At 41.1% G+C, this 24,472-nt stretch carries 23 protein-coding genes and 2 pseudogenes; 12 read left to right on the forward strand and 13 right to left on the reverse strand.

The features are described from left to right. A partial coding sequence (locus ACYRY3_RS05590; protein ID WP_460200718.1) for a DUF3364 domain-containing protein occupies window positions 1-589 on the reverse strand: 589 nt, incomplete at its 3' end. Window positions 590-1,149: 560 nt separating this feature from the next. Here ACYRY3_RS05590 and ACYRY3_RS05595 point away from each other — a divergent pair. Both ACYRY3_RS05595 and ACYRY3_RS05600 read left to right on the forward strand, forming a co-directional pair. Beyond that, window positions 1,150-2,568 carry a site-specific integrase gene (locus tag ACYRY3_RS05595; RefSeq protein WP_460200719.1) on the forward strand — a complete coding sequence of 473 codons (1,419 nt, stop codon included), beginning with the start codon at window positions 1,150-1,152 and terminating at the stop codon, window positions 2,566-2,568. Window positions 2,569-3,447: 879 nt separating this feature from the next. Then, a complete protein-coding gene (locus tag ACYRY3_RS05600) occupies window positions 3,448-4,026 on the forward strand; it encodes a hypothetical protein (protein ID WP_460200721.1) in 579 nt (192 codons plus the stop codon). Window positions 4,027-4,083: 57 nt separating this feature from the next. Here ACYRY3_RS05600 and ACYRY3_RS05605 read toward each other — a convergent pair. Then, window positions 4,084-4,272, reverse strand: a pseudogene (locus tag ACYRY3_RS05605) (hypothetical protein); the annotation flags it as partial. 700 nt (window positions 4,273-4,972) lie between these two features. Between ACYRY3_RS05605 and ACYRY3_RS05610 the strand changes: the two are divergent. Continuing rightward, complete coding sequence (locus ACYRY3_RS05610) at window positions 4,973-5,644, forward strand: type IV toxin-antitoxin system AbiEi family antitoxin domain-containing protein (RefSeq protein ID WP_460200722.1); 672 nt, start codon at window positions 4,973-4,975, stop codon at window positions 5,642-5,644. After that, window positions 5,641-6,588, forward strand: coding sequence for a nucleotidyl transferase AbiEii/AbiGii toxin family protein (locus tag ACYRY3_RS05615; RefSeq protein ID WP_460200723.1), 948 nt, complete (start codon window positions 5,641-5,643; stop codon window positions 6,586-6,588). The genes ACYRY3_RS05610 and ACYRY3_RS05615 overlap by 4 nt, the downstream gene beginning before the upstream one ends. Before the next feature lie 1,782 nt (window positions 6,589-8,370). Here ACYRY3_RS05615 and ACYRY3_RS05620 read toward each other — a convergent pair. The 3 genes from ACYRY3_RS05620 to psbN form a co-directional block, all read right to left on the reverse strand. After that, the gene (locus ACYRY3_RS05620; RefSeq protein WP_460200724.1) at window positions 8,371-8,796 is read right to left on the reverse strand and encodes a transposase; all 426 of its coding nucleotides are present in this window, start codon (window positions 8,794-8,796) and stop codon (window positions 8,371-8,373) included. A 2-nt stretch (window positions 8,797-8,798) separates the two neighbouring features. Next, the gene (locus tag ACYRY3_RS05625; RefSeq protein ID WP_460200725.1) at window positions 8,799-9,026 is read right to left on the reverse strand and encodes a hypothetical protein; all 228 of its coding nucleotides are present in this window, start codon (window positions 9,024-9,026) and stop codon (window positions 8,799-8,801) included. A 174-nt stretch (window positions 9,027-9,200) separates the two neighbouring features. Further along, window positions 9,201-9,332 carry a photosystem II reaction center protein PsbN gene (gene psbN / locus ACYRY3_RS05630; protein ID WP_460200726.1) on the reverse strand — a complete coding sequence of 44 codons (132 nt, stop codon included), beginning with the start codon at window positions 9,330-9,332 and terminating at the stop codon, window positions 9,201-9,203. A 54-nt stretch (window positions 9,333-9,386) separates the two neighbouring features. On the opposite strand from psbN, the gene ACYRY3_RS05635 reads away from it, so the two are divergent. Next, the gene (locus tag ACYRY3_RS05635) at window positions 9,387-9,962 is read left to right on the forward strand and encodes a response regulator (protein WP_460200727.1); all 576 of its coding nucleotides are present in this window, start codon (window positions 9,387-9,389) and stop codon (window positions 9,960-9,962) included. Between the two features lie 96 nt (window positions 9,963-10,058). Here ACYRY3_RS05635 and hypE read toward each other — a convergent pair whose 3' ends face one another. From hypE to ACYRY3_RS05650, 3 genes are all read right to left on the reverse strand, one after another. Continuing rightward, the gene (hypE, locus tag ACYRY3_RS05640; protein ID WP_460200728.1) at window positions 10,059-11,159 is read right to left on the reverse strand and encodes a hydrogenase expression/formation protein HypE; all 1,101 of its coding nucleotides are present in this window, start codon (window positions 11,157-11,159) and stop codon (window positions 10,059-10,061) included. A gap of 115 nt (window positions 11,160-11,274) precedes the next feature. Then, window positions 11,275-12,486 carry an FAD binding domain-containing protein gene (locus tag ACYRY3_RS05645; protein ID WP_460200729.1) on the reverse strand — a complete coding sequence of 404 codons (1,212 nt, stop codon included), beginning with the start codon at window positions 12,484-12,486 and terminating at the stop codon, window positions 11,275-11,277. Window positions 12,487-12,930: 444 nt separating this feature from the next. After that, window positions 12,931-14,001, reverse strand: coding sequence for a glycosyltransferase family 4 protein (locus ACYRY3_RS05650; protein ID WP_460200730.1), 1,071 nt, complete (start codon window positions 13,999-14,001; stop codon window positions 12,931-12,933). Between the two features lie 183 nt (window positions 14,002-14,184). Between ACYRY3_RS05650 and ACYRY3_RS05655 the strand changes: the two are divergent. Continuing rightward, window positions 14,185-14,361 (forward strand): annotated as a pseudogene (locus tag ACYRY3_RS05655) (RNA-guided endonuclease TnpB family protein); the annotation flags it as partial. A 13-nt stretch (window positions 14,362-14,374) separates the two neighbouring features. Here ACYRY3_RS05655 and ACYRY3_RS05660 read toward each other — a convergent pair. Further along, the gene (locus tag ACYRY3_RS05660; protein ID WP_460200732.1) at window positions 14,375-15,055 is read right to left on the reverse strand and encodes a MotA/TolQ/ExbB proton channel family protein; all 681 of its coding nucleotides are present in this window, start codon (window positions 15,053-15,055) and stop codon (window positions 14,375-14,377) included. 226 nt (window positions 15,056-15,281) lie between these two features. Between ACYRY3_RS05660 and ACYRY3_RS05665 the strand changes: the two genes are divergently transcribed. Further along, complete coding sequence (locus ACYRY3_RS05665) at window positions 15,282-16,790, forward strand: UbiD family decarboxylase (protein WP_460200734.1); 1,509 nt, start codon at window positions 15,282-15,284, stop codon at window positions 16,788-16,790. Window positions 16,791-17,141: 351 nt separating this feature from the next. Here ACYRY3_RS05665 and ACYRY3_RS05670 read toward each other — a convergent pair whose 3' ends face one another. Continuing rightward, window positions 17,142-17,960: an alpha/beta fold hydrolase gene (locus tag ACYRY3_RS05670; protein WP_460200736.1), complete on the reverse strand. Its 819-nt coding sequence runs from the start codon at window positions 17,958-17,960 to the stop codon at window positions 17,142-17,144. A 133-nt stretch (window positions 17,961-18,093) separates the two neighbouring features. Continuing rightward, window positions 18,094-18,570 carry an NUDIX hydrolase gene (locus ACYRY3_RS05675; RefSeq protein ID WP_460200767.1) on the reverse strand — a complete coding sequence of 159 codons (477 nt, stop codon included), beginning with the start codon at window positions 18,568-18,570 and terminating at the stop codon, window positions 18,094-18,096. A gap of 497 nt (window positions 18,571-19,067) precedes the next feature. Here ACYRY3_RS05675 and ACYRY3_RS05680 point away from each other — a divergent pair, with 497 nt between their 5' ends. The 4 genes from ACYRY3_RS05680 (at window position 19,068) to ACYRY3_RS05695 (ending at window position 21,488) form a co-directional block, all read left to right on the forward strand. Further along, window positions 19,068-19,235, forward strand: a complete 168-nt coding sequence (locus ACYRY3_RS05680) for a hypothetical protein (protein WP_460200738.1) — start codon at window positions 19,068-19,070, stop codon at window positions 19,233-19,235. Between the two features lie 101 nt (window positions 19,236-19,336). After that, on the forward strand, window positions 19,337-19,636 hold the full coding sequence (locus tag ACYRY3_RS05685; RefSeq protein WP_460200740.1) for a hypothetical protein: 300 nt from the start codon (window positions 19,337-19,339) through the stop codon (window positions 19,634-19,636). A gap of 8 nt (window positions 19,637-19,644) precedes the next feature. Then, on the forward strand, window positions 19,645-20,082 hold the full coding sequence (locus ACYRY3_RS05690; protein ID WP_460200741.1) for a type II toxin-antitoxin system VapC family toxin: 438 nt from the start codon (window positions 19,645-19,647) through the stop codon (window positions 20,080-20,082). A gap of 110 nt (window positions 20,083-20,192) precedes the next feature. Then, complete coding sequence (locus ACYRY3_RS05695; RefSeq protein ID WP_460200742.1) at window positions 20,193-21,488, forward strand: FAD-binding oxidoreductase; 1,296 nt, start codon at window positions 20,193-20,195, stop codon at window positions 21,486-21,488. A 135-nt stretch (window positions 21,489-21,623) separates the two neighbouring features. On the opposite strand, the gene tnpA is transcribed toward ACYRY3_RS05695, so the two are convergent. Next, on the reverse strand, window positions 21,624-22,034 hold the full coding sequence (gene tnpA, locus ACYRY3_RS05700) for an IS200/IS605 family transposase (RefSeq protein WP_460200743.1): 411 nt from the start codon (window positions 22,032-22,034) through the stop codon (window positions 21,624-21,626). 82 nt (window positions 22,035-22,116) lie between these two features. Between tnpA and ACYRY3_RS05705 the strand changes: the two genes are divergently transcribed. Continuing rightward, a complete protein-coding gene (locus ACYRY3_RS05705) occupies window positions 22,117-23,484 on the forward strand; it encodes an RNA-guided endonuclease InsQ/TnpB family protein (protein ID WP_460200744.1) in 1,368 nt (455 codons plus the stop codon). Window positions 23,485-24,143: 659 nt separating this feature from the next. Here the strand turns inward: ACYRY3_RS05705 and ACYRY3_RS05710 are convergent. Then, a complete protein-coding gene (locus ACYRY3_RS05710; protein WP_460200745.1) occupies window positions 24,144-24,377 on the reverse strand; it encodes a hypothetical protein in 234 nt (77 codons plus the stop codon). Window positions 24,378-24,472: the final 95 nt, after the last annotated feature.

Consider the following 24,472-nt stretch of genomic DNA (forward strand, 5'->3'; position numbering starts at 1 on the left):
AACCAGTGATGGGGGAACCAACGAAGCTGGGGGTGTGGGCAAAAGGTACGGGGAAATCTTTGGGAACAGCATCCGCGTTTTTAGCGTTACCAATGAATGCACCCAAGTCATCACCGATAACCTCTGCCATACAAGTGGTGCTAACAGCAATCATTTTGGGCTTGTAAAGTTGATAAGCAACTTGCAAACCTTCAATCATGTTGTTCAGACCACCGAATACCGCAGCATCTTCAGTCATGGAAGAAGAAACGGCGGAGAACGGCTCTTTGTAGTGGCGGCTGAGGTGAGTACGGAAATAAGCAACGCAACCTTGAGAACCTTGTACAAAGGGTAAAGTACCTTCAAAGCCAACAGCAGCAAAAATAGCTCCTAGGGGTTGGCAACCTTTAGCGGGGTTAACAGTTAACGCTTCACGAGAGAAGTTCTTTTCACGGTATTCCCAGCTTTTTGTCCACTCAGCAACCCGCTCTACTTCTTCGGCACTGTGTGCGCCTTCAAACTGTTCTCTCTTGTTCTTGAATAATTCTTGATATTCTGGTTGTTGGAACAGTTCTACGTGGTCTTTAATTTGTTCTGGATTCTGTGGCATTGAAGTTCTCCAAGCGAGCTTAGGGTTAGTTTTGGGGAATTGGGTATTAGGGATTGGGTATAGGGGCTTGGGAAATGACTTCCCTCTTTTCCTCATCACCCCCATCCCAGGATTGCTACCTAGGAATACTTAGCGTGAAGGGGATTCTGCCTGACTCGTTTTATTTATTAGGGAGAAGGCAGAACCTCCCCGGTTAGTTTTTTTTTCTAATTCCCAGGTTGAGCCTGGGAATGTTTTTTGTTGAGGTTTTGCTTCCTCATCTTGTGTTACCAGGTAGTTACAACCTAGTAACACACAAGGAGTTGGTTAGACAGCAACTTTAGCGGCTTCTTTCTTCCAAGGAGTTGGAATAATATCCCAAGTGGGGCTGTTCAAAGCCAAATCCATGTCACGAGCAAAGATTGCAAAGCCGTCGTAACCGTGATAAGGACCGGAGTAACTCTTTTTGTGGTTTAATAGCTTTTAGCTGTGTAATGTTTGCTGCAATCAATGTAAAAGCCAAACACTGTTTGCGGGTAACACATTTATTTTTAGACTAAATTTAGGCTAAATAAACCCCAATGGAAAAACAGGGTACCGACAAATATCAGCAAGCTTTTGCAGACTTGGAGCCTGTTTCATCTACAGATGGCAGTTTTCTTGGCTCAAGTCTGCAAGCACAGCAACAAAGAGAGCATATGCAAAATAAGGTTTTACTGGAATTAGAGAAAGTTAATCAGCGTTTGAAGTCAGCAAAGACAAAGGTCACAATTAGGGAATCGAACGGAAGCTTGCAGTTACGTGCTACGTTACCCATTAAACCGGGAGACAAGGACACAAAGGGAACCGGGAGAAAGCAGTACAATCTCAGTTTAAATATTCCCGCCAATTTAGATGGGCTGAAAACTGCTGAGGAGGAAGCATACGAATTGGGGAAGTTAATTGCAAGGCATAACTTTCAATGGACTGACAAATATTTAGGAAATGAAGCTATTAGAAAAAATTTCAAAACTATAGGAGAATTACTGGAAAATTTTGAAGAGGAATATTTTAAAACTCACAAACGAACTACAAAAAGCGAGCACACTTTTTTTTATTATTTTTCTCGCACAAAACGATTTACAAATCCAAATGATTTAGCTTCTCCACAAAATCTTATAGCATCCATTGAGAAGATTGATAAGGAATGGGCTCGATATAATGCGGTTCGTGCGATCGCAGCATTTTGCCTAACATTCAAAATTGAAATCGATTTATCTAAATATTCCAAAATGCCAGAATCCAATTCCCGTAAAATTCCTTCTGATGAGGAAATATGTATGGGAATTCTGAAATTTGAAGAGTACTTAAATACTCGGGGACATCAAGTCAATCAAGATGTCAAAGATAGCTGGCAGCTTTGGCGGTGGGCTTATGGAATGTTAGCAGTTTTTGGCTTGCGTCCAAGAGAAATTTTTATCAATCCCAGTATTGATTGGTGGTTAAGTACAGATAATGTAGACTTGACTTGGAAAGTTCATAAAGATTGTAAAACGGGGGAAAGACAAGCATTACCGTTACATAAACAATGGATTGAAGACTTTGATTTAAGAAATCCGAAATATTTAGAAATGCTGTCAACAACAATTAGCAAGAAAAACAAGAACAATCATGCAGAAATAACAGCATTAACACAACGAGTGAGTTGGTGGTTTCGGAAAATTGGATTAGATTTTAAGCCCTACGACCTGCGCCATGCTTGGGCGATTCGGGCACATATTCTAGGCATACCAATCAAAGCAGCAGCGGATAATTTGGGGCATAGCGTGCAAGTTCATACCCAAACTTATCAGCGTTGGTTCTCCCTGGATATGCGGAAGTTAGCAATTAATCAAGCTTTGACAAAGAGGACTGAGATTGAGGTGATTAGGGAAGAGAATGCTAAGTTGAGGATGGAGAATGAAAAGTTGAAGTTGGAGATTGAGAAGTTGAAAATGGAGCTAGTTTATAAGAGGAGTTAAAAATCTATAGCATCGGTACAGAAATCATAAAAAACCTAGTTTTTTGTAGAGACGCGCCATGGCGCGTCTCTAAATTCACGAAATATCAAGGATTGCAGTAGAGAGAAAATGTGTGTTTTGCTCCCCTGCTTGACTACTGTACCAGCCTCTAGTCACCGTACTTATTAAAGCAATAGGTTGCTGGTTGTCTCTGTCACATACAGCATATTTCAGGTAAATGAAGTACACCCGTCTGACTTTTCACGTCATGTAGAAAACCTAACCCCCCAGCCCCCTTCCCTACAAGGGAAGGGGGAGAAATCAAAGCCTCTCTCCTTGTAGGGAAGCCAGTGCGTTGCTCTTCGGGAGTTGTAGCAACTGGCGTGAGAGGTTGGAGAGGGGTTTTCCAGATACCGTGAAAAGTCAGGTACACCCGTAGGGGCTCTCGGCCGTTCGCCCTTATAACTTATTACAAAATTATTTGCTTCTGAGCTATTTTATCCAGAATGCGTTTTTCTGCTGCTTCTAAGTGAGCAAGCGTATCTAACGTTTTTTGTTTCTCTTGCCGAATTATTTCTAAATTTTTAATAAGATAATCGCCACTTAAATAATAATTGCCATTACGTACTGTTTCCTCGTCTGTAACTTATCTTCCTGCAAAAGCACCACCTTCAAGTTCTTCTACTTTTTCAATCCAAGCGATCGCTTGTACGTCGGTCATACTTTAACTCCAACACAATTTATACGCTTCTAAAAATTGAAGCGCTTTTTCCCTTGTCAAATTAATTGTAACTAACCCGAAAGCTTTATAAAGCGTATAAAATAAAGTTGAGTTATCAGAACTTGATAATATAATATTGACCAAGTGGGCAATCAAAGTACCAGATTGGCAGAAACACTATGGCAAAGCGTAAGAAAAACAATCTCGAATGGATGAAACAAACGCTTGAACTAAAACCAGACCATCGTTGGGAAGCTCCACCTGGTTACAAGATTTTTGTGGCAAATCGGGGGGCAGTTCGCTTCAATGTACCTCAGAATTGGGACCTTGAGCCACAAGAAAATTCATTTAAGTTCCGCGATAAAAAACCACCTGACGATGATTGCTGTTTGGAAGTCTCTTTCAATCGCCTGCCACCCCATGACTGGAGCCTGTTTCCGCTAAAATCCATTTTGAAGAAAGTGGTGGAAAATGAAACTCGCAACGTAATTGCCAAGAGCGAGATATTTACCGTCAAGCGTCAAACTGCCCGCATTGTCTGGACAGAGATTAAGTTCATCGACACTCAAGCAGAACCACGGGAAGCTTTCTCGCGGACTTGCATTGGCATAGGGTCGAACGTTCAGTGCTTGATTACATTCGATTATTGGGTAGACCAAGCAGAACAGCTCACACCTGTTTGGGATGAAGTGATGCGTAGTCTTACACTGGGGTTATATATCCGCGACCCGATGACTGGTGTGGCTTTTCCAGACTAAATTTCTTGATTCAATTATATAGATGTGTAGAGACTAGCCATGCTTAGTCTCTACATTCTCTTCCCGTGTAATACTTGGTAAATTGTTATGCCTAGCAATGTGTTCTAAATAGTCAGCACGAGTTAAACCTAAGCATTCAGAGGCAATACCCAATGCCTTCCAAGTATAATCTGTCAACCGTATAGAACGCACCTCACGATAGTCCGAGTCTTTAATTGCAAATTTACCCTGAACATCCCTTTTCATCTTTTTCATCAGATCTTTTTCCATGTAATACACGGTAATTTTAGAAGCTTTTTGAATGGTTGCTAACCGTGTATCACATGAAAAATTCGTGGTTCTTTCGCACATATCTTGCTAAATTGTTAATTGCAGTTGATAAATTTGCTTTAATATCAAGGCTTACAGGCGCTTTTAGTCTAAATTTTCAGCCATCCGACCGTTTTGCATTCAATCATGACTGTTATGCTTGGCTAGCATTGGGCTCAAGCTTATTTTTCAATAAAATTAGCACGCTAAGTACGCAAGAACCGTAAATATTTGTAAAAGCACCTCTTTCCACGATAGAATTAGCATTCACGAAATCCGATACCTGGTCACCCCTCTGGGGAAGTCAAAAGTCAAAAGTCAAAAATTTATTTATTCAACTTTTCTTTAGTCGTTACTATTGATTTAGTCATACCCTTTCTTGCTCTTAGGGACTTCCAGATAAAAAATATCCAACTTTCTCTTGTGGTGCGGGCTTCTAAAGAGCCACTTATGTAGAACGAGTGAGGACGCCCGTCACACAGGATAGATAATTTTATTTCTTGGACATCCCCGATCGAGTGGCCTATCTGAAAATTGAATCTGGAATTTTGTGATAAAGTGTTGAAGTTTTTGAATAAATACCGACGTTTTATCACAAAAACAGCATATTTTATTTACCAACTGTGTTAAAGTGTAGGTGAATATTGACAATTACCGACGTTTTGTCACATATTTCAAGAGACAGAAACTCAAGCAAGTGATTGATTGCGATATGACTAAGATACAGCAGGTACTGGATCTTGCCCGCGAAGTTGGTGCGATCCGAGCTAAAGATGTAGAAGCACGAGGAATTCATCGAGAGTATCTAAAGCGTCTTGAGCAAAAAGGGCTCCTTATTCGTTCCGCACGCGGGGTTTACACTTTTGCTCATGCTGAGATTACAGAAAGTCATAGTCTAGTTGAAGCAATTGAACGAGTTCCTCATGGAGTTATTTGTCTACTTTCAGCCCTCAGTTTTTACGAACTCACTACTCAAGCTCCCTTTGAGGTTTGGCTAGCTATAGGTCAAAAAGCACGTACTCCTAAAGATGAGCTTCTTCCACTACGAGTTGTTCATATGTCTGGAAAAGCTCTAGAATCTGGGATTGAAGAACATGAGATTGAAGGCATACGTGTGCCCATCTATTCTCTTGCTAAAACAGTTGCCGATTGCTTTAAGTTTCGCAACAAAATTGGTCTTGATGTTGCTCTAGAAGCACTACGAGAATGTTGGAAAGAACGACGTTGTACGATAGATGAAATTTGGCATTATGCTAAGATTTGCCGAGTACAAAATGTAATGCGTCCATATCTGGATTCACTGGCATGAGCCGAAAGCCCTTAAGTAACGTACCTGCATCGATCCGAAGCCGATTACTTAATTTAGCGAAAGAGAGAAAAGAAGATTTTTCCTACTTGCTATCGCGTTATGCATCGGATCGATTTTTGTATAGATTAAGTCTGTCTCGTTACCATAAACAATTTATCTTAAAAGGAGCTACTCTTTTTAGAGTATGGAATGGTGAACCTCACCGTGCAACAAAGGATTTAGATTTACTCAGTTTTGGAGTTAATGAAATTCCACACTTGGTGGAAATCTTTAAAGAAATCTGCTGTATAAAGTATGAACAAGATGGCATACTTTTTCAAGAAGAAACTGTTGTGGGAGAGAAAATCAAGGAAGACCAGGAATATGAGGGAGTGAGAATTAAGTTAAAAGGAATACTAAGTAATACTCCTGTTCCACTTCAAATTGATGTTGGTTTTGGAGATGCTGTTACGCCTACAGCAACAGAAGCCTCGTTTCCTACAATACTCTCTTTACCAGTACCCGTTATGCAGATTTATCCTCGCGAAACGGTGGTTTCTGAAAAATTCCAAGCGATGGTTTCTCTTGGTATAAAAAATAGTAGATTAAAAGACTTCTACGATATTTTGTTTCTTTGCGGAAATTTTAATTTTGAAGGAGTTTTACTGAGCCAAGCTATTCAGGCTACATTTCAACGACGTAAAACTTCCATACCAAATACCGAACCTTTTGCTTTAACAGTGGAATTTGCCGAAGACTCGGACAAAAAGAAACAATGGGAAGCTTTTGTTAAGAAAGCAGGAATCAATGTTAATCAAAATTCATTAAATGAAGTTATTGATATTATTAAGAGTTTTTTGATGCCACCCTGTTTAGCAGTTTCACAAAATCAAGTGTTTAATCAGATTTGGACTCCGGCAGAAGGCTGGCAAGTTTCTGACTTTAATTCAATACCTAGGTCTTAGCTCGTACTTTTCACGGGATCTGGAAAACCTCTCTCTAAATCTCTCTCCTACAAGGAGAGAGACTTTGAATTTTGGGGTTGAAACCAAAAAGAACACAAAATAAAGGACACTTCGGCTTCCTACAAGCTGACTTTTCACGGTATCTGGAAAACCCCATTGGTGACAAGTTAAAAACAAGAAAATTTTGTCAATAAGTCTAAATAAAGAATTCAAAAAAAATGACAACTAATCCGGAATACATTGAAATCCCTCAAGAAATTGATACGAATTATTAACACTTCATCAGGGTTACAAATTACTAAAATCGCGTAAAGAAAAACTGGAGGTGCGATCGTACCACCAAAACAATTAAAAGCCCCTTCACGCTCATTGTGAAGGGCTTTTTTTTTGACTGTTTGTACTACACGAGAGGGGAGAAGCTGTGTTGAATTTACAAGACTTCTGAAACGAGCAGAAAAAAAGACCTACTAGGATACATAAGGTTATAGAAATGACAAGAGCCATAAAATTATCGTAGGGAGGATCGCTTATGGGCAGTGATTAAAATCGCTTCTATCCATTAACACTTCACAAAGAAAACAGCCAATAATCAAGGGTTTTAGCTATTGCCTTATCCTGTTTTGTTATACCTAAGCGGCACCACTTAGGTGCGATCGCGCCTGCGGAGTAGATTAAATTTTGTGTCGTTTTTGACTTTCTCAAGCCACACATTATATACTTCAGCCTAGTGTGTTAATTCAAATCGACGCACCTCGCCAGAACCTTGAAAACCGCATAACTTCGTTTAGGTGCGTCGATTGCTTACGCTGTAAGACTTTCAGGCTGAAAAAATTGATGCTTTTTTGATAATTTTTAGATATTTCAAGAGGTGCGTCGATTGAGGGGGGATGGAAACAATATTATAGCCACAACCATCCAATATGCGGTGAAAATGCTTTACACTGACCTCGCCCCGAAAGGGGATGGAAACCTCAAATCAACTCAGTCCGTTAAACCATCATTTATCCTTTGCACTGACCTCGCCCCGAAAGGGGATGGAAACCATAATGAGGGCGACCAAAAGAGATACTGCTCCCAAAAAAAACTTTACAGAGCACTCGCCCCGAAAGGGGATGGAAACAATCTGGTTAAATCAAAATAACGGGTGCTTTTAGGAAACTTTACACTGACCTCGCCCCGAAAGGGGATGGAAACTTTAAGGGTGGCATTATTTTCAGCATGAGTTAATGCTTTACACTGACCTCGCCCCGAAAGGGGATGGAAACTCGCGTTCCCAATCGGTAGGAGCAAACTCTACTTGACCTTTACACTTACATCGCCCCCGCAAGGGGATGGAAACAAGTTTATCTGTTTTGCCGCGTTTTGGATTGCGTCCTGTAAACTTCCCTCACCCCGTAAGGGGATCGAAACTTTTCTTGGGCAGCCTTAAGAATTGCATTGGCATCCGCCTTTTCACTTCCCTCGCCCCGCAAGGGGGACAATGACCCAAGCACGATAAGCGAAGCTTAACGGCTTTAGCCGTATCGCACCAATTAGGATGCGGCAATAGTTAGCGTGCTAAATTTTAGCGTTTTAAATTCCAGACCACGATCGCCCCTGCTTACGCAGTTATCAACGACACATTCATTACTGTAGCAGACGAAATTATGGATAATGGTACTTTGATAAGCTGAAGTGATTGATAGTTTTCCGGGAATGATAAGGTAATTAGTATCAGAATTTTTTCTATGACTAATCTTATTAAGGTAGAAGTGATTGAAGCCGAACTCGAAACGACTACGCTTAGGCATAGCGATCGCAAATATTATGTTCAATTGGGTTCACTTGTGGGGTATGTGGAGGTTGAAACAGTAGAATAAGATTTTCTGGTATTACAAGAGTCTGGCTTAAATGAAAAGCACCATTATCTAATTGAATAACGTGTATATCTTCAGGATATGTGGTTGCAAACTGTTCTAAAAAAATCTGAAAACAGATTGTATTAAGATGAGAAAATTCCCAAATGTAATATTCCCCGCTTAGTGGTTCTACCAAACCGTATAAATAGAAATTTTCTCGCTTCCACTGCATTTTGCCCAATGGTTTTACACCACGGAGGGTAATTAATCTTCCTAGCTCTGTCTTTAATCCTACACGACTTTCATCACCACACCAGTATCTAATTCTTCTGTGTTTATCTAATGGTGAGATTACATACTTTTTAATCACATCTAGATATTGTGGCAGTTTTTTTTAAATTCTGATTCTGCTTGTTGGTCGTGTTTTACACTGACTGCTCTTGGTACTTTTAACTTAGCTTTCATTCGATAACGTACTGTATCATGTACTACTTTGTATGAAGCTTCTACCCCCTCTTCGGCTTTTAACCATGTTCGTATTTCCTCATAACTTTTAAATCCTTGTGGTTCTTGAAGTTCTTTCAAAAGTTGTTCTTGCACCTCTGAATTAATGATTGCTGGTGTGCCACACTAGTAATCTTGAACCTTTGAGGATTAGCCAGCAATTCTCATATAAGCAACAGAACTTTACAATAAAGCGCAGTCAAATCTCTAGCTACACAGTCTTCCGAGAGGTTAGTAGGTGCGTTTTTGTTGCACCCACTAACGTTAGCGCTAATCTTCGTGATCCTCGAAGGGATCGCTCAATTCCTTGCTAGGTGGACCAAAGGAGGTGTAGATGGACATTGCGGTGATTGCAATTACGATCGCACCGACAGAAATGCTAAGAACTATTGCGGGTTCCATAAGAAGTATATATTACGAGTACTCTTCCTATAGAATATTACAGAAGATTAAAAATTGCTTAGGCAACTCATCTTAGGTGAACTATGGCACGGCACAGGTCTCGGTCTTTCCACAGTCATGGGTATTGTTAAAAACCACGGAGGTTTTATCAATGTAGTCAGTGAAGTGGGAAAAGGGACGGGGTTTCAGATATATTTACCCGTCTCACAGACAATAGAGAAAGATTGTATAACCGACTATCACCAATTAGCTTTGGGCAATGGAGAATTAATTCTTGTGGTTGATGACGATGAAGCAATTTCTGAGATTACAAAAACGTCTTTAGAAAAAAATGGTTATAAAGTTTTAGTTGCTCGTGAGGGCACAGAAGCAGTAGCTTTATACATACAACATAAAAAAGAAATTCATGTTGTGGTAATTGATATGATGATGCCCTCTATGGATGGTTCCACAACAATCCGAGTTTTGAAAAAAATTAACCCAGAAGTTAAAATCATCGCAGTCAGTGGGCTTCCCTCAAATCATGAGATGATTAAAGGTATTAGTCATAGTATCGCTACCTTTTTGCCTAAGCCCTATACATCAAATGAATTATTGGAAAATTTACAGGATCTTCTTCAGACAAACTAGTATAAAAGACGCTCAGTATGAAGGCTGAAGGATGAAAGTAAAAGTAGGGTGGGCACTGCCCACCACTATCACCTACCAAAAACTACAAAATACAACTTAACAAATCCTTGGTAACTGCTCCCCAACAAGCATATCAACAATACGCTCAGCACCAAAAGCAGTTTTCAATAAAACGATACCAGGAGGAGAGGAAATCACTTCACCCACAAGACAAGAATCTTTCCCTGCTGGATGGGACTTCATAGCTGATAAAACAGTTTCAGCATTCTCTTCTCCCACAATCACCACTAACTTACCTTCATTTGCAAGATACAATGGGTCTAAACCCAAAATTTCACAAACACCCTTGACCTCTTCGCGTACTGGTAAAGCCTGCTCATCCAAGCGAATTCCTACTTGAGAACTCAAAGCAAATTCATTTAACACTGTGGCTAAACCCCCACGTGTAGCATCTCGCATTGCACGAACATTAGGACAAGCATTCAAGATAGTTTCAACTAAACCATTTAACGGTTGACAGTCACTTTCAATCTGAGTTTCTAATGCTAATTCTCCACGGGCAATTAAAATTGCTGTACCGTGATTGCCCAATTCACCATTAACAATAACTGCATCTCCAGGTTGAATATTACGGGCAGAAATAGCAACTCCTGCCGGAATAACACCAATACCAGCAGTATTAATAAACAATTTATCTGCGGCACCACGATGGACAACTTTCGTGTCACCCGTAACAATTTGTATACCAGCTTCTTGAGCAGCAACTTGCATACTTTCAGCAACACGCCGCAAAGTTTTGACAGCAAGCCCTTCTTCTAAAATAACGCCACAACTTAGATACAAAGGTTTGGCACCACTCATTGCTAAATCATTGACCGTACCATTGACAGCTAATTTTCCAATATCACCACCAGGAAAAAACAAAGGGTCTACAACATAAGAATCAGTGGTAAAAGCAAGTCTATCTCCCTGCTGTAAGAGATTTGCTAAATTAAAACTGGCTTGGTCTTCTAATTCTGAAAGAATCGGATTCTCAAAATTTTTCACAAAAATTTCGTCTATCAAATCTCGCATAGCTATACCCCCGCTTCCATGTGCGAGGGTAATATGAGTGTCAGTCACTTTACCCCGACGGCAAAACATTTTGCCTTTTGGAAATAAGAAATGCTGTACTGAATTTGAAGAGGAAGAATTCATATTAAATGAGCAATAAATTGTAAGAATTAGGAATGTCCTTTGTCATTTGTCCTTTACGAATGACGAATGACGAATGACCAATGACGAATGACCAATGACCAATGACGAAATTTATTTATATCGACCTACTTACGAATTGGGAATTAAGCTGAAGTCCCAAACGATTACCTAGAGTCACTCCCAAAACCTTAAGGTAATTTCCCAAAGCCAGCTGGTTTGTTTCCCAGCTTTTGAGTGCTTCTACCACATCACCTTCAGATTGCTGTAACTCTTGTGCAAGTTCGACGGCGTTTGTAACGGCTTTGGAAGTACCAGCTGCCGTATGCGGACGGACAAGAAATGCCGCATCACCGATGAGACAAACTCGCTCGAAAGCCATACGCGGTACTGATAAATCGTAGATTGGCTGAATAAAAGGTTGTTCTGTAAGCTCAAAAAGATACTGAAACACTGGTGGTAAAAATTTCTTTGCTTCTATACTTCGCTGTTGTATGACTTCTTCGCGGGCTTCTCCTGGAGGCATAAAAAACTCTCGGACAATCCCTTGACGAGTGGTCATCATTTCACCTAACTCTTCAGTGGAAACATGAAAGTACCAAAGCCAGTTAAAACGGCGTTTTCCTACCTCTAGTTCCCCATTGAGTCCCGGTACCAAATAGCACAGTGCTTGCATACTTGGTCCGTGATAAAACGTGAAGTTGTTAGCGAGAAATTCTGCAACTTCAGGCACAAGAACACTTTCGTCTATCAATCCTCGCCATGCAACGTAGCCTGCATATTCAGGAACAGCGTTTGGTAACAGTTGCTGACGAATGGCAGAACCAGCACCGTCAGCCCCAATAAGTAAATCGCACTCCTCTTCTTGCCCATTTTCCAAGCACACCTTCACGCAGTTGTCACTCTGCTCGAAACCAACAACCTTATTCCCTGGATGATAGAACTCATTTGGGAAATCTTTCCTGAGGTGACGGTAGAGCATATCCCAGGAAGTCATGAGTTGGGGCGTTGATTCTTCCCAAATTATGCTGCTATCAATCAGTAGAAACTGTCTCTTCTCAGACAGAATACTCACTGCTTCTGTTGCAGCAATACCATGTTCTGTTAAAAAGCGATCCAGTTCCAATTGTACAACAAGACCTGCACCCCGACTCTGCAAAACACCAGGTGAACGCTCAAAAATTCTCACATGACAACCAATATGGCGCAATGCCAACCCCGCACACAGACCACCCATTGAACCACCTGCAATAATGACGCGCAACGGTTGAGAGTTTCGGTCTGCGTAGACTTGACTATCTGGCATGGGGTTATATGGTAAGCTCTTCAAAAGAATATCCTACCTTCAATACAAAATAAGTAGGTCAGTAAGAAAAAACGTCACTGGTAAGGGTCGTCCTTAGTCATTTGTCATTGGTCATTTGTAAGGGTTTTCAATGCATTTACGTTTTGTAACATATTTCTGTTTATTTACGCCGACTTACTTATATGTTGATTTACACCTAGCTACCGATCGGCTAAAATGCTCCCTCAATATAAATGGTGTACCCTAAGAAGTATGAAGCTGGTATGTACTAATAATATGCACTGCCCTCCTTCTTGGGTTCATTTGTTCTCATCTTGTTCTTTTTAATACACTTCAACCACCTCACTTATTGAAATGCACTACGGCTGGCACTCGATGATTTTGAACTCCGCGCTGTGCTGTTTGCGCTGCATTTCCTGTTGTCTCCATAGTTCTGCTAGTTTTGTAAGCAGCGACTCTATCTTATTCCTATGTCCAGGTTTCGGGGTACATCATACTAAGGTCTTCGGTTGTACGACTAGCAAGCTTGCTGTAGACACCTTCGTAGCCATCTGTCATCTGCTTAATCGTGAAGTTTCTCAGCACATGCTCTCGGCAGGCGTAGCGGTTTAGCTCAGGCACTCTATCAATGGCAGAGAGACAGTCTTTGACTGAGCGACACAAAAAGCCTATCTTACCGTGGACAATTACTTCAGGCGTCGAACCTAGTTCCATAGCAATGACTGGTGTACCAACTGCCATAGACTCAATCATTACTAGTCCAAACGGTTCACGCCAGGTAATCGGGAATAAAGTTGCAACTGCTCCTCCCATCAGGAGGCTCTTTTCAGCATGGTTAGCTTCTCCCAGGTATTCAATCTGCGTTCCATCAATGTGAGGTTTGATCTGTTGCTCGAAATAATCCACATCAACTACATCGACTTTACCTGCTATCTTTAAGTGCCAGCCCGAACGTTTAGCAATTTCGATCGCTAAATGCACCCCCTTCTCAGGTGAGATTCGACCCAGAAATGCAAGATAGGGAGACGACTCTGCCTGGGGGTAAAACTTGTAAGTCATTGGATCAATGCCGTTGTAGACAGTGGCAACGTAATTGAGTCCCACTCTTGGTTGTCGCTGCGCGTTGGAAATGCTGACAAACGGCTGAGAGCGAGCATACTTGAACACCTTTTCACTATCTGGCGTCAAGATGCCATGCAGCGTATGAATGGTCGGTGTCTCCACCAATCTGGCGTAGGGTAGGGCAGGGTAGCCAACGTGAGAGTGAATGACATCAAACTTGTGCGCCTGTTCGTACACTCGCATTAGCTGCAGTGTTTCGTAAACGCTTGGTTCTTTAACGGTAGGGTCTAACCTCAATGCCTGTGAGTGAACAGATTCTATCTTGGCAAAACTACTCGAATCACCCGATGCAAACAGAGTCACTTCATGACCACGACGAATGAGTTCTTCAGTCAAGAGACTAACCACCAACTCAACTCCTCCATAAGCAGGAGGCGGTACTTGTTCCCATAAGGGAGAAACTTGAGCGATTCGCATCACGATCTCTTCAGAATGTATACAACTAGACCTAGGGCAAACCATAGTGCTCGGCGGCACTGCAAGATGGGTTAGAGATAGAGAATTCATACTGAACCAAGAGTCCTGCAGCAAAGTCGTTAGACACTACAAAAAACTAACCTGCTTTGCAGCACGAGCGCGTAGCTTGGCAAGGCTTTGTTTTCCGCAGCAACCAATATTCGAGCAGAGGGAATCAGAATGCTAAAGGCGGAAGGGTCAGCCGTCTCTGCTGTAGGAGGGGAAGCAAGCCCAAAGATGGGACGAAAGTCAAATCTCAGGCATTCGCCGTTGAGTACAGAAGCCAACACTGTACCTGGTACTCCAGGTCAGTGTGGGTAGTTCACGTCAGTTATTATTTATCATTGCCTGAGTGATTGCTATTTAATTTGAGGTGTCCGCTACTCACTGTTAGCTGTTGATTGCTCCAATGTTGTAGGTAAATTAACTCTAATTCGTTACCTACTTTAGAAAAAAAGTCTATTTGCTGCAATTGCAAAATGACAAAAATACGGAAAAAGATAAAAGCTACAACTGCTATAGTAATTCCCGTTGCAGAGCTAATGAGTGCCTGTCCTATACCAGCAGTCACTAGGAAGAAATCCGTTGTCCCTGTTTTCAGGTTCGTAAAAGCGGTAATTAAACCAGTCGCTGTGCCTATGATACCTAACAAGGGTGCGATCGCTATGACGCTTTCCAGTAACCGATTGCCTCTACGTATCTCTACGCATTCTTTATCGCTAGCAGCTTTTACTGCCAAGTGAAAGATTTCGGGAGAAGAATTTTTCAGTTTGAGAGGTTCTAATAAAAAGCGACCAATGGCAAGATGGTTAGCTCGTTCCGCAATTGCTTCCGCCTTTTCTAAGTCAATCTCTGCTGTTGCCAACACTTCTCGCACTAACCTTTTCTCTCTAATCACCAAGTTACACCAGAACCACACCCTCTCCAAGGCACAAGCAAGTGTCACAATAGATAAAGACAAAAGAGGCCACATGACGAGACCGCCTGCCAGGAAGGTGTCGTATATTCTGGTCATACTTAATTTTGTTCAGCGCTTTTTTGTCAAAAATGATGCTTATTCTAGCTAAGAATACTTGAAATTGTTGGTTTTTTTAATTAAGATTCTTTAAAGTAAAGATTAATTTTTGGTTAAGATGTACAAAAACTCTATTTAAAAGGTAAACAAGACTAAGGAAGAATAACAAATAGCTAATAATATAAGAAACGCTTCACAATTCTTAAACATCAACTTTTTTTGAACAATGGCAAGAGATTTGCGCTTATTCATTAAACTTCTAGAAGCAAAAGGTCAATTAAAGCGGATTTCAGCCCCAGTCGATCCAGACTTAGAAATAGCTGAAATTGCTAACCGAATGCTGCAAAAAGGTGGACCGGGGCTTGTTTTTGAAAATGTCAAAGGGGCATCCTTCCCAGTAGCGGTAAATTTGCTGGGAACAGTAGAACGAATATGTTGGTCAATGAATATGCAGCATCCTCAGGAGTTGGAGGAACTGGGTAAGAAATTAGCCATGCTGCAACAACCAAAACCACCCAAAAAGATTGCTCAAGCGGTGGAGTTTGGTAAAGTGCTTTTTGATGTATTGAAGGCAAAACCAGGACGCGACTTTTTCCCTGCGTGCCAGCAAATCGTGCTTCAAGGGGATGAATTGGACTTAAATAAGTTACCCTTGATACGCCCTTATCCAGGTGATGCAGGTAAAATTATCACTTTGGGATTGGTGATAACTAAAGATTGTGAGACAGGTACACCTAATGTAGGAGTGTATCGCTTGCAACTACAATCCAAAAATACGATGACCGTTCACTGGTTATCAGTGCGGGGTGGGGCAAGGCATCTACGCAAGGCAGCAGAACGTGGAAAAAAATTAGAAGTGGCAATCGCGTTGGGCGTAGACCCCCTAATTATCATGGCAGCTGCGACACCGATACCTGTAGACTTATCAGAATGGTTGTTTGCTGGGCTTTATGGTGGTTCTGGGGTGCGATTGGCAAAGTGCAAGACAGTAGATTTAGAAGTCCCTGCAGATTCGGAATTTGTATTGGAAGGAACAATTACACCAGGGGAAGTTTTACCGGATGGACCATTTGGCGACCATATGGGTTATTACGGAGGGGTGGAAGATTCACCTCTAATTCGCTTCCATTGCATGACTCACCGCAAAGATCCAATTTATTTAACGACATTCAGCGGACGCCCACCAAAAGAAGAAGCTATGATGGCGATCGCCCTAAATCGAATTTACACACCCATTTTGCGGCAGCAAGTTTCAGAAATTGTAGATTTCTTCTTACCGATGGAAGCTTTGAGTTACAAAGCAGCAATCATATCTATCGATAAGGCATATCCGGGACAAGCACGACGGGCAGCTTTAGCATTTTGGAGCGCTTTACCACAGTTTACGTACACCAAGTTCGTGATTGTAGTTGATAAGACAATTAATATTAGAGATCCTCGCCAAGTGGTATGGGCTATTAGTTCCAAAGTTGACCCCTCACGAGACGTGTTTATTTTGCCAAACACCCCCTTTGATACTCTGGATTTTGCCAGTGAGAAAATTGGTTTGGGTGGAAGAATGGGCATTGATGCAACAACAAAGATTCCTCCAGAAACCGAACATGAATGGGGTGCTTCCTTAGAATCCGATCCAGAAATAGCAGCAATGGTTGATAGACGTTGGGCTGAGTATGGTTTGGCTGATTTGCAGCTTGGGGAAGTCGATCCAAATTTGTTTGGTTACGATTTTAAGTAAGCCTAACGCATATCTTGCACCATCGTGTTACTGCGAAAATCAAAGCTCAGAAAGCTTATTATCAAAGTAGGGCGGGCACTGCCCACCAGGTCTTATTGAGAAAGTGCAAGATGTCAGGTAAGACAATACGGTTCAGTTAGCGCGAAAAGTACCATCCACCGTAGGTTGGGTTGAGGAACGAAACCCAACACAATCGGACATTTATTGAATTAATCTGCCGCTCAACCCAACCTACCATTCTTTAATCTATACAGTTAAATTCTGTTCAGACGAGCTGTGTGAAGCTTCTCTAGACCAAAAAGTTGATGCCAAAGGTCAGACGTGGGATTTCGGACAGATTTAGCTAAATAGTTACGACCAATAGCTTTTTATAAAGTCACGAATATCTCCAGCAACAACCGCAGCACAAGACTCAGGTAAATCATTTCCACCACGAGCGATGGTTTTCAACTCAGATCTGGAAATATACTGAGAATATGCCTGACTCATGTCCATAACCTCTTTCGAGTCTTTTCCACCTTGCAAAATTAAAACTGGAGCTATTATTGAAGACAATTGGTCTTGCAGTAACTCTGCTTTGATTTCTGGTTGTTGCCGTTGAAAGAGTAACTGGCAGGTAACGGGATAATTGAGCATCGCCTCACGCAACTTCCAATACCTTTCAATTCGCTCATTCCAACCTAAAATTTTAGTGATTGGGCGCAGTACTCTCAATATTTGAAACAATGCTGGTGGAAATTTTATAATGCGCTGCATATTTTGCAACCGCTTTTGTTGTCCTGCTACCGCTATGCCTTCTGGTGATAATAACACCAAACCATAAACTTGCTCTGGATACTTTAAAGCATAACTAGCAGCTATCCAACCCCCTAGAGAATGTCCCACCAAGTAGACGCTTTCTAGCTTCAATGCTTGCAGGAATTCTGCCAAACACTCTACATGAAAATCTATCGAATGATGGATGTTTAGACGCTCTGATTCGCCAAATCCAAATAAGTCTGGTGCAAAGCAATGGAAATCTTTTGAAAGCGATTCCATTAAGGATACCCATTGACTGCTATCGTTCCAGGAACCATGTAAAAAAACAACGGGAATTCCTTGACCAACTTCACGCCAAAATAAAAGCCCTTGAGAGAGCTTTCTTCGGGAGTTACGGAATAGAGAGTCCATATTAGCTATTTAATATAGTGATTAACACTAGCAGATTTTACATTAGGATTTGTTATTAGATAACTGTTAGTAATTAGTTGTTATCTTCCCAACCACTAACTACTAACCACTAACCATTAACAAATAACCCATTTTACGCCAGTGTCGTCAAGCCATTTAAATAGTCCTGCAATTGGCGACTGTGGTCGTGGGACATTTCTCCCGGTGGAAGGGAATCAACAGCAAAAGCTTGGATTTCCATAACTTCCAAAGTATCCTGAACCTCCATTTGTCCCCGTACATCCGCTTCAACAACAATACAGATGGAGTGAATTCTGGGGTCGCGGTCTGGCGCGGAGTAAACACCAACCAAACGACGAATTTTAGCCAATTCCAGCCCCGTTTCCTCCATTAACTCGCGTTGGACTGCACTTGGAACATCTTCTCCCCAATCCACCATACCTCCAGGCAATGCCCACAGACCATTGTCTCGTCGCCGGATTAAAACAATCCGACCATCCGGCAATATTGGGATAATGCTTGTGCCTGGGACGGGATGGCGGAAGATTATGCCCAGTACGGTTTGTCCAAATCGCCATAAACTACGTGTGGACTGAACAGCCACATCCATAAAAGCAAGATTGTTCAATGTTCAAATTCTGACTTTTAATGCAGAGAACCCCATCACGCAACACTTTTTCAACGGAAATGTTGAGTTGTATCTTATACAACGGTGTTGATAAATTGGGCTTATATTTTAAAGATTACCTCAGAAAACCATGATTTAACCAGCAACGAAAAATACTGTTTTTCACAGATATTTTTGCAAAGCACCGAGCAAAATTGGTTCTCAAGTTCCATTGACACAAACATTATAATGCGTTACTATAGGTTGCTGTTTAAAAGATCGACGTTGCCCAACTAGGCTAAGATATTAAGTAAGATCGACGGTAGATACTGCCTACATCAAGCCTAGGGCAGGTTTTTTGTTGTTTATTAATGAGGTGAACATGGCTAACAATATTGTTACAAAACGTCAAGAATGCTTGACTGATAAAGATAAATAGTATCCATAAGAGTGGCTAATCTGTGCCTGGTTTTTACCAATGCTGTTGGGCGGGGAAACTCATGCAGCTGGTAGTTTGCTCCGTCATGGGATGGAAAGCATTGGAAAGAAGCTTTGGTTATAGGGAACAAGCACGCTACTGCAATCTGCAAACAGCCTGGGTGCTGCCATCTTTACCTGGCTCATTGCAAAGTTCTTCTTGCACGCCTAGGAAGATGAAATGGCTGTAGATTCCATGACAACTGATTTTAACGGTAAACAACTGACAAGCGTGCAATATCCGACCACTTATCAAGCCATAATTTAAGTATGTATATCCCCGAAACCCCAGATGGACAATAACAAAATTGAGGTAACTGGAATCAGCGAACCTCTCCTCAGGCTGATTGATGAGCGAGTGAGTCACTTTGGAGGTGACAGAGCAGCATATATCCGCGATTTGATTGAAAGGGATATCTTCGGCACATCACACGAACAGAAACAACAGAGTTCCGAGCTTAGTACAAAGCGTACTTTTGACCCACAACAATGGCAAGCTGACATGAATTTGTTAGCTCAAGGTGCGGAAAAAATAGCAGTTTTACCGCCAGAAGCATTTACCCGTGAAAGCATTTATGGGAATCATGATTGATGCTATTCATGGCAGATACAAACATCTTATTACGGTTCGTTTCTCCTTCAGATCCAAATCATATTTTGGTTCGTGATGCCATCTATTCTTTACTGCAAAGGGGAGAAGAAGTCTGTTACACATCACAAATTTTGGGAGAATTTTGGAACGTATGTACGCGACCCACAACAGCACGGAGTGGTTTTGGCTTATCAATTGAGGAGACAGATCGGAGAGCGCAAGTGATAGAGCGGTACTTCACTTTTTTGCCTGATGGTACAGAAGTTCATACACAATGGCGGCGTTTAATTGTGGATTATAGGGTGTCGGGGGTCAAGGTGCATGATACACGACTGGTTGCAGCGATGTTGGTACATGGCTTAACCCATATCCTAACATTTAATGTTAGTGATTTTGCCCGTTATTTAGAAATTACTGCTGTTCACCCCACAGACATAACATCATAAGACAATTTAGAAGACAGTAATCCTGTCAATAATCGTTTGAAATCTTCATCTATTATGGTTTTAGATAGAAGGAATACGCTCCTGGCTTTTCCCAGTTCTCACGAGGTTTTATGAAAGCGATCGCTTCTTGTTTGGCATCTATTATCGGTGATGAAAATGCTGTCTGTGTTTGGGAAAATATACCAGTTGAACGGCAAAAATTGATATTGGAGGCGATCGCATCCCCAAGCCCACCTCATTGTATCGTCTATCCCTCCACAACCCAACAACTAGCAGCCATCATTGCAGAAGCTTACCGCAACAAATGGCGCGTATTACTTTGCGGTAGTGGTAGTAAACTCAATTGGGGTGGATTGGTCAAAAGTGCGGATATTGTAGTCAGTACAGAACGTATCAACCAACCGATCGAACACGCCGTAGGTGATTTGACCGTCACCGTGGGAGCAGGAATGAAGTTTTCCCAACTTCAAACAATATTAGCGAACTCCAAACAATTTCTTGCTATTGACCCTGCTACACCAGAATCAGCAACAATCGGTGGTATTGTCGCCACTGCTGATACAGGTTCCCTTCGACAAAGGTATGGTAGCGTGCGCGACCAATTATTAGGTATAACCTTTGTCCGGGCTGATGGACAGATTGCCAAAGCCGGGGGGCGAGTGGTAAAAAATGTTGCAGGGTACGACTTGATGAAGCTGTTTACAGGCTCCTTTGGTACCCTGGGTGCGATCGCGCAAGTCACATTTCGCCTGTATCCCTTTCTTGAGGCATCGGGTACAGTAGTGCTAACTGGTGAAGCAACGGCTGTAGAGCAAGCGGCTGATATTCTGCGAGGTTCCGCACTGACACCAACCCAAGCCGATTTGCTATCACCTCAACTGGTATCTAGGTTAGAATTAGGTCAAGGATTGGGATTGATTGCTCGTTTCCAAAGTATTGCTGAGAGTGTGAAAGAACAGTCCAACCAACTTTTAGAAGTTGGGAAACAACTGGGTTTGCAGGGGAAGATTTATTCAGAGGCGGATGAAGCCGATTTATGGCTCATATTGCGAGAACAAATGCATTCTTCTCCCAGTGAATCTGTGATTACCTGCAAAATAGGAGTGTTACCCACTTCTGCTGTTAAGGTTTTGACTGAGGTAGAAATGGGCTGGATTCACATCGCTAGTGGATTGGGGGTATTGCGGTTTGAAGGTGAAAATACAGTTGATAAGGTATTGGAGACGCGAAATCTCTGCCAAACAAATGGCGGTTTTCTCACCATTTTGGCAGCGCCAGTGACGGTAAAAGAAAGATTAGATGTGTGGGGCTATACTGGCAATGCTTTACAGATAATGCGTCGTATAAAAGAACAGTTTGATGCGGGGTATATTTTAAGTCCCGGTCGTTTTGTAGGTGGGATTTAACTCTTACCGATAGAAGTCCCACGCTGTACTGCTCTTAGCAGTCAGCGTTGGGATGAATAGCGGCAACAAATACGAATCGTCCCTCAAGCGATGTTTGGTGCAGCCAAACGAGAAAGGGGGACAGATGAGTATTTGTTAATTAGGACGAGACTGAGACTCAACATATTTCTTCAAGGTTTCAACAGTAACGCCACCACATGAAGCAATAAAATATGAACCACTCCAAAATACATCTTTCCAGTAAAACTGACTGAGATGATCTGCAAACTCTTTTCTGAAACATCGACTAGTAACTGATTTTAAATTATTAATAAATTTAGGTAAATCAGTTTGAGTATTATACATAAATAACAGATGAATGCGATCGCTCTCAACATTAAATTCTATGACTTCACCATCCCATTTTGAAAGCAATTCTTTGAGAATATCTGCTAATCTTACTAACATTTCATCTGTCAACGCTTTTCGTCTATACTTAGTCACTAACACTAAATGTGCTTTTAGGTCTAAAAGCCCTCTAGCACGGGATAAATAGTTCTCTGTCATACTTGACAATCATTCAAGTTTTAGGGAGCTTGAATTATAATTAATGATAACACTGATAGTCAACTTTGGAGGTGAGACAGAAATGAAATTAAGCTACCAGTACCGGATTAAGCCTAACACTGAACAAAAGCATAGGCTAAATCATGTTAGAAGATTATGTCAGTATCTTTATAACAGGATGTTGGGTGATAAATTAGATTGGTGGGAGAACAATCGTTGTCCAGTAAATAGCTGCTCAATCATCTCTTGTCCCCTCCCAGAACTTAGAGTTAATCCTAGCTACAACATTCATCAAGATTTATTGCCATTCCTCAAAGAAGACTTGGTTCTAGTTGAATGGTCTGGAGAGTTGTTAGACCTTGGTAGTGCTTACTCTCAGGTTTTGCAAAATACAGTTAAAAGAGTACATTTAGCATTTGAGCGTTACATCAAAGGAGACAAAAACGGTAAGCGCAGTGGTAAGCCTAGATTCAAATCAGAATCGAGTTTCAAGTCATTCATTTACCCTCAAGCTTTGGATAGTTGGATAAAAGGCAATTTACTCGCGCTACCTAAGATAGGGGAAATAGAAATAATCCTTCATAGACCGATACCTGATGGGTTCAAGGTAAAAACTTGTATTGTTTCTAAGAAAGCTGACGGATGGTATATAACTTTATCGTTAGAAGACAGTTCGGTACCTGATGCTTTATCAATAGAAATTGTTCCAACTGTGAATAATTCCAGTGGTTTAGATGCTGTATTAGATGCAGACATTTTTCTGGCAACTTCTGAAGGTAAATTGCTCCCCTCGGTAAAAGCATTTCGTAAGAACCAAGATAAGCTAGCAAAAATATCTCAAAACAAGTCAACCAAGAAAAAAGGCTCTGCTAAACGACGTAAGTTAGCACGAAAGGAAGCTAAGTTACATCAGAAAATAGCACGTTCTCGTCTTGACCATCACTTCAAAACAAGTCATCAGCTAACAAGAACTGGCAAGAAAGTTTTTTTTGTTGAAGACTTAGACTTAAAAAACCTAACTAAACGGAACAAAGCTAAACTTGATGAAAACGGTAAGTTTCTGCCAAACAATCAAGCCCAAAAAAGTGGGTTAAACAAAAGTTTTTTGGATGCTGGGTTCGGTCAGTTTGTTGATATTTTGTCTTACATAGTCGAGAAAACTGGTGGACAGGTTATCAAGGTAAAACCAAACTACACATCACAAATTTGTTGCAATTGTGATGCCTATGTACCGAAAGAATTATCAAATAGACTTCATGATTGTAAAGCGTGTAATGTTGGCATTATACACCGTGATATCAATGCGGCTGTCAACATAAAACGAGTAGGGTTGGGAGTTTTCCCTACTATAAAAAGCTGGAAGGGGAAATTGATTATAGCATCTTCGGATTCTATAAGTACCCTAAATGAAATTCGGGAATTAACCCGAAGCCTACACCATACTGCCTAGCAGTTGGTGTAGGTACTTCACGAAATCAACCACAGAAACGCAGAGGAGGACACTTCCATGCTCTGATTTCCAGAGTTGAGGAAAGTGTCCCTTGAGATAGAGATAGAGATGGGAGTATAAAAAGTAAACATGGAAGCTGTGGAAAATTCTGATAATAAGAAAGCTACTTTACAGGATTTGGTTGGGTTTGATGGAAATCACCCACCCGAACCGAAGTTGATTGATACTTGTGTTCATTGGGAGAGGGAGAGGGGGAGCGAGTTTTCTGGTTTTTGTACAGATTGTTTAATCATAACTAATTAACCGGACTTGATATTACTTAATCTATAGAGTTCCCTAAATTGAATTGTTGCTAACACTCTCACTAAGTCAGCATCAATAAACACAATTTGGCGTTAGGGCTGGTAGTAGTTATACTAATTCGTAATATGCGCTTCGCGAACGTAATTAAAAAAGTCTTATCTGCTCTGGGTTTCGGGGTTTGAATGTGTTGCCAGATTTTAGAGAATTGGTATTAGATTAGCCAGAATTCCTATAGTAGGAGAATTTCTGGTTTGGAGAAATCAGAATTTTAGAGTTACTAAAGTAACACATTATAGCCAAAATTATAATTATTCAGCAGAAATTGAGATGGAGTGGTGTGAGAGTTTATGATTTAATTAATATTTTGATAACAATGAATTTATATTCTTAAGGCGTTGATGCTGTTTCAGCCAGATTTTACAAGCCTCTTGAACCAGCTTTTTCTCTTCTTCAGTTAGGGCTGCATCATCTAATCCAAAGGCTAAAATTTTAGCTACCTTTGCAGCTATTCCATACTTAACCCCATGTTTAACCAGCTCAATATGATATATTGTTTCCTGTTCTATAATGGATATCGATTTGAGATACATAAGTTATTTAGTTGTTTTGTAAACATTTAAAATTAGGCATTTAATATAAGAATGTTAATTTTCTTAATAAAACCGCACCATCCCAAAGAAACATA

The sequence above is a fragment of the Scytonema sp. NUACC21 genome, from assembly GCF_054684315.1.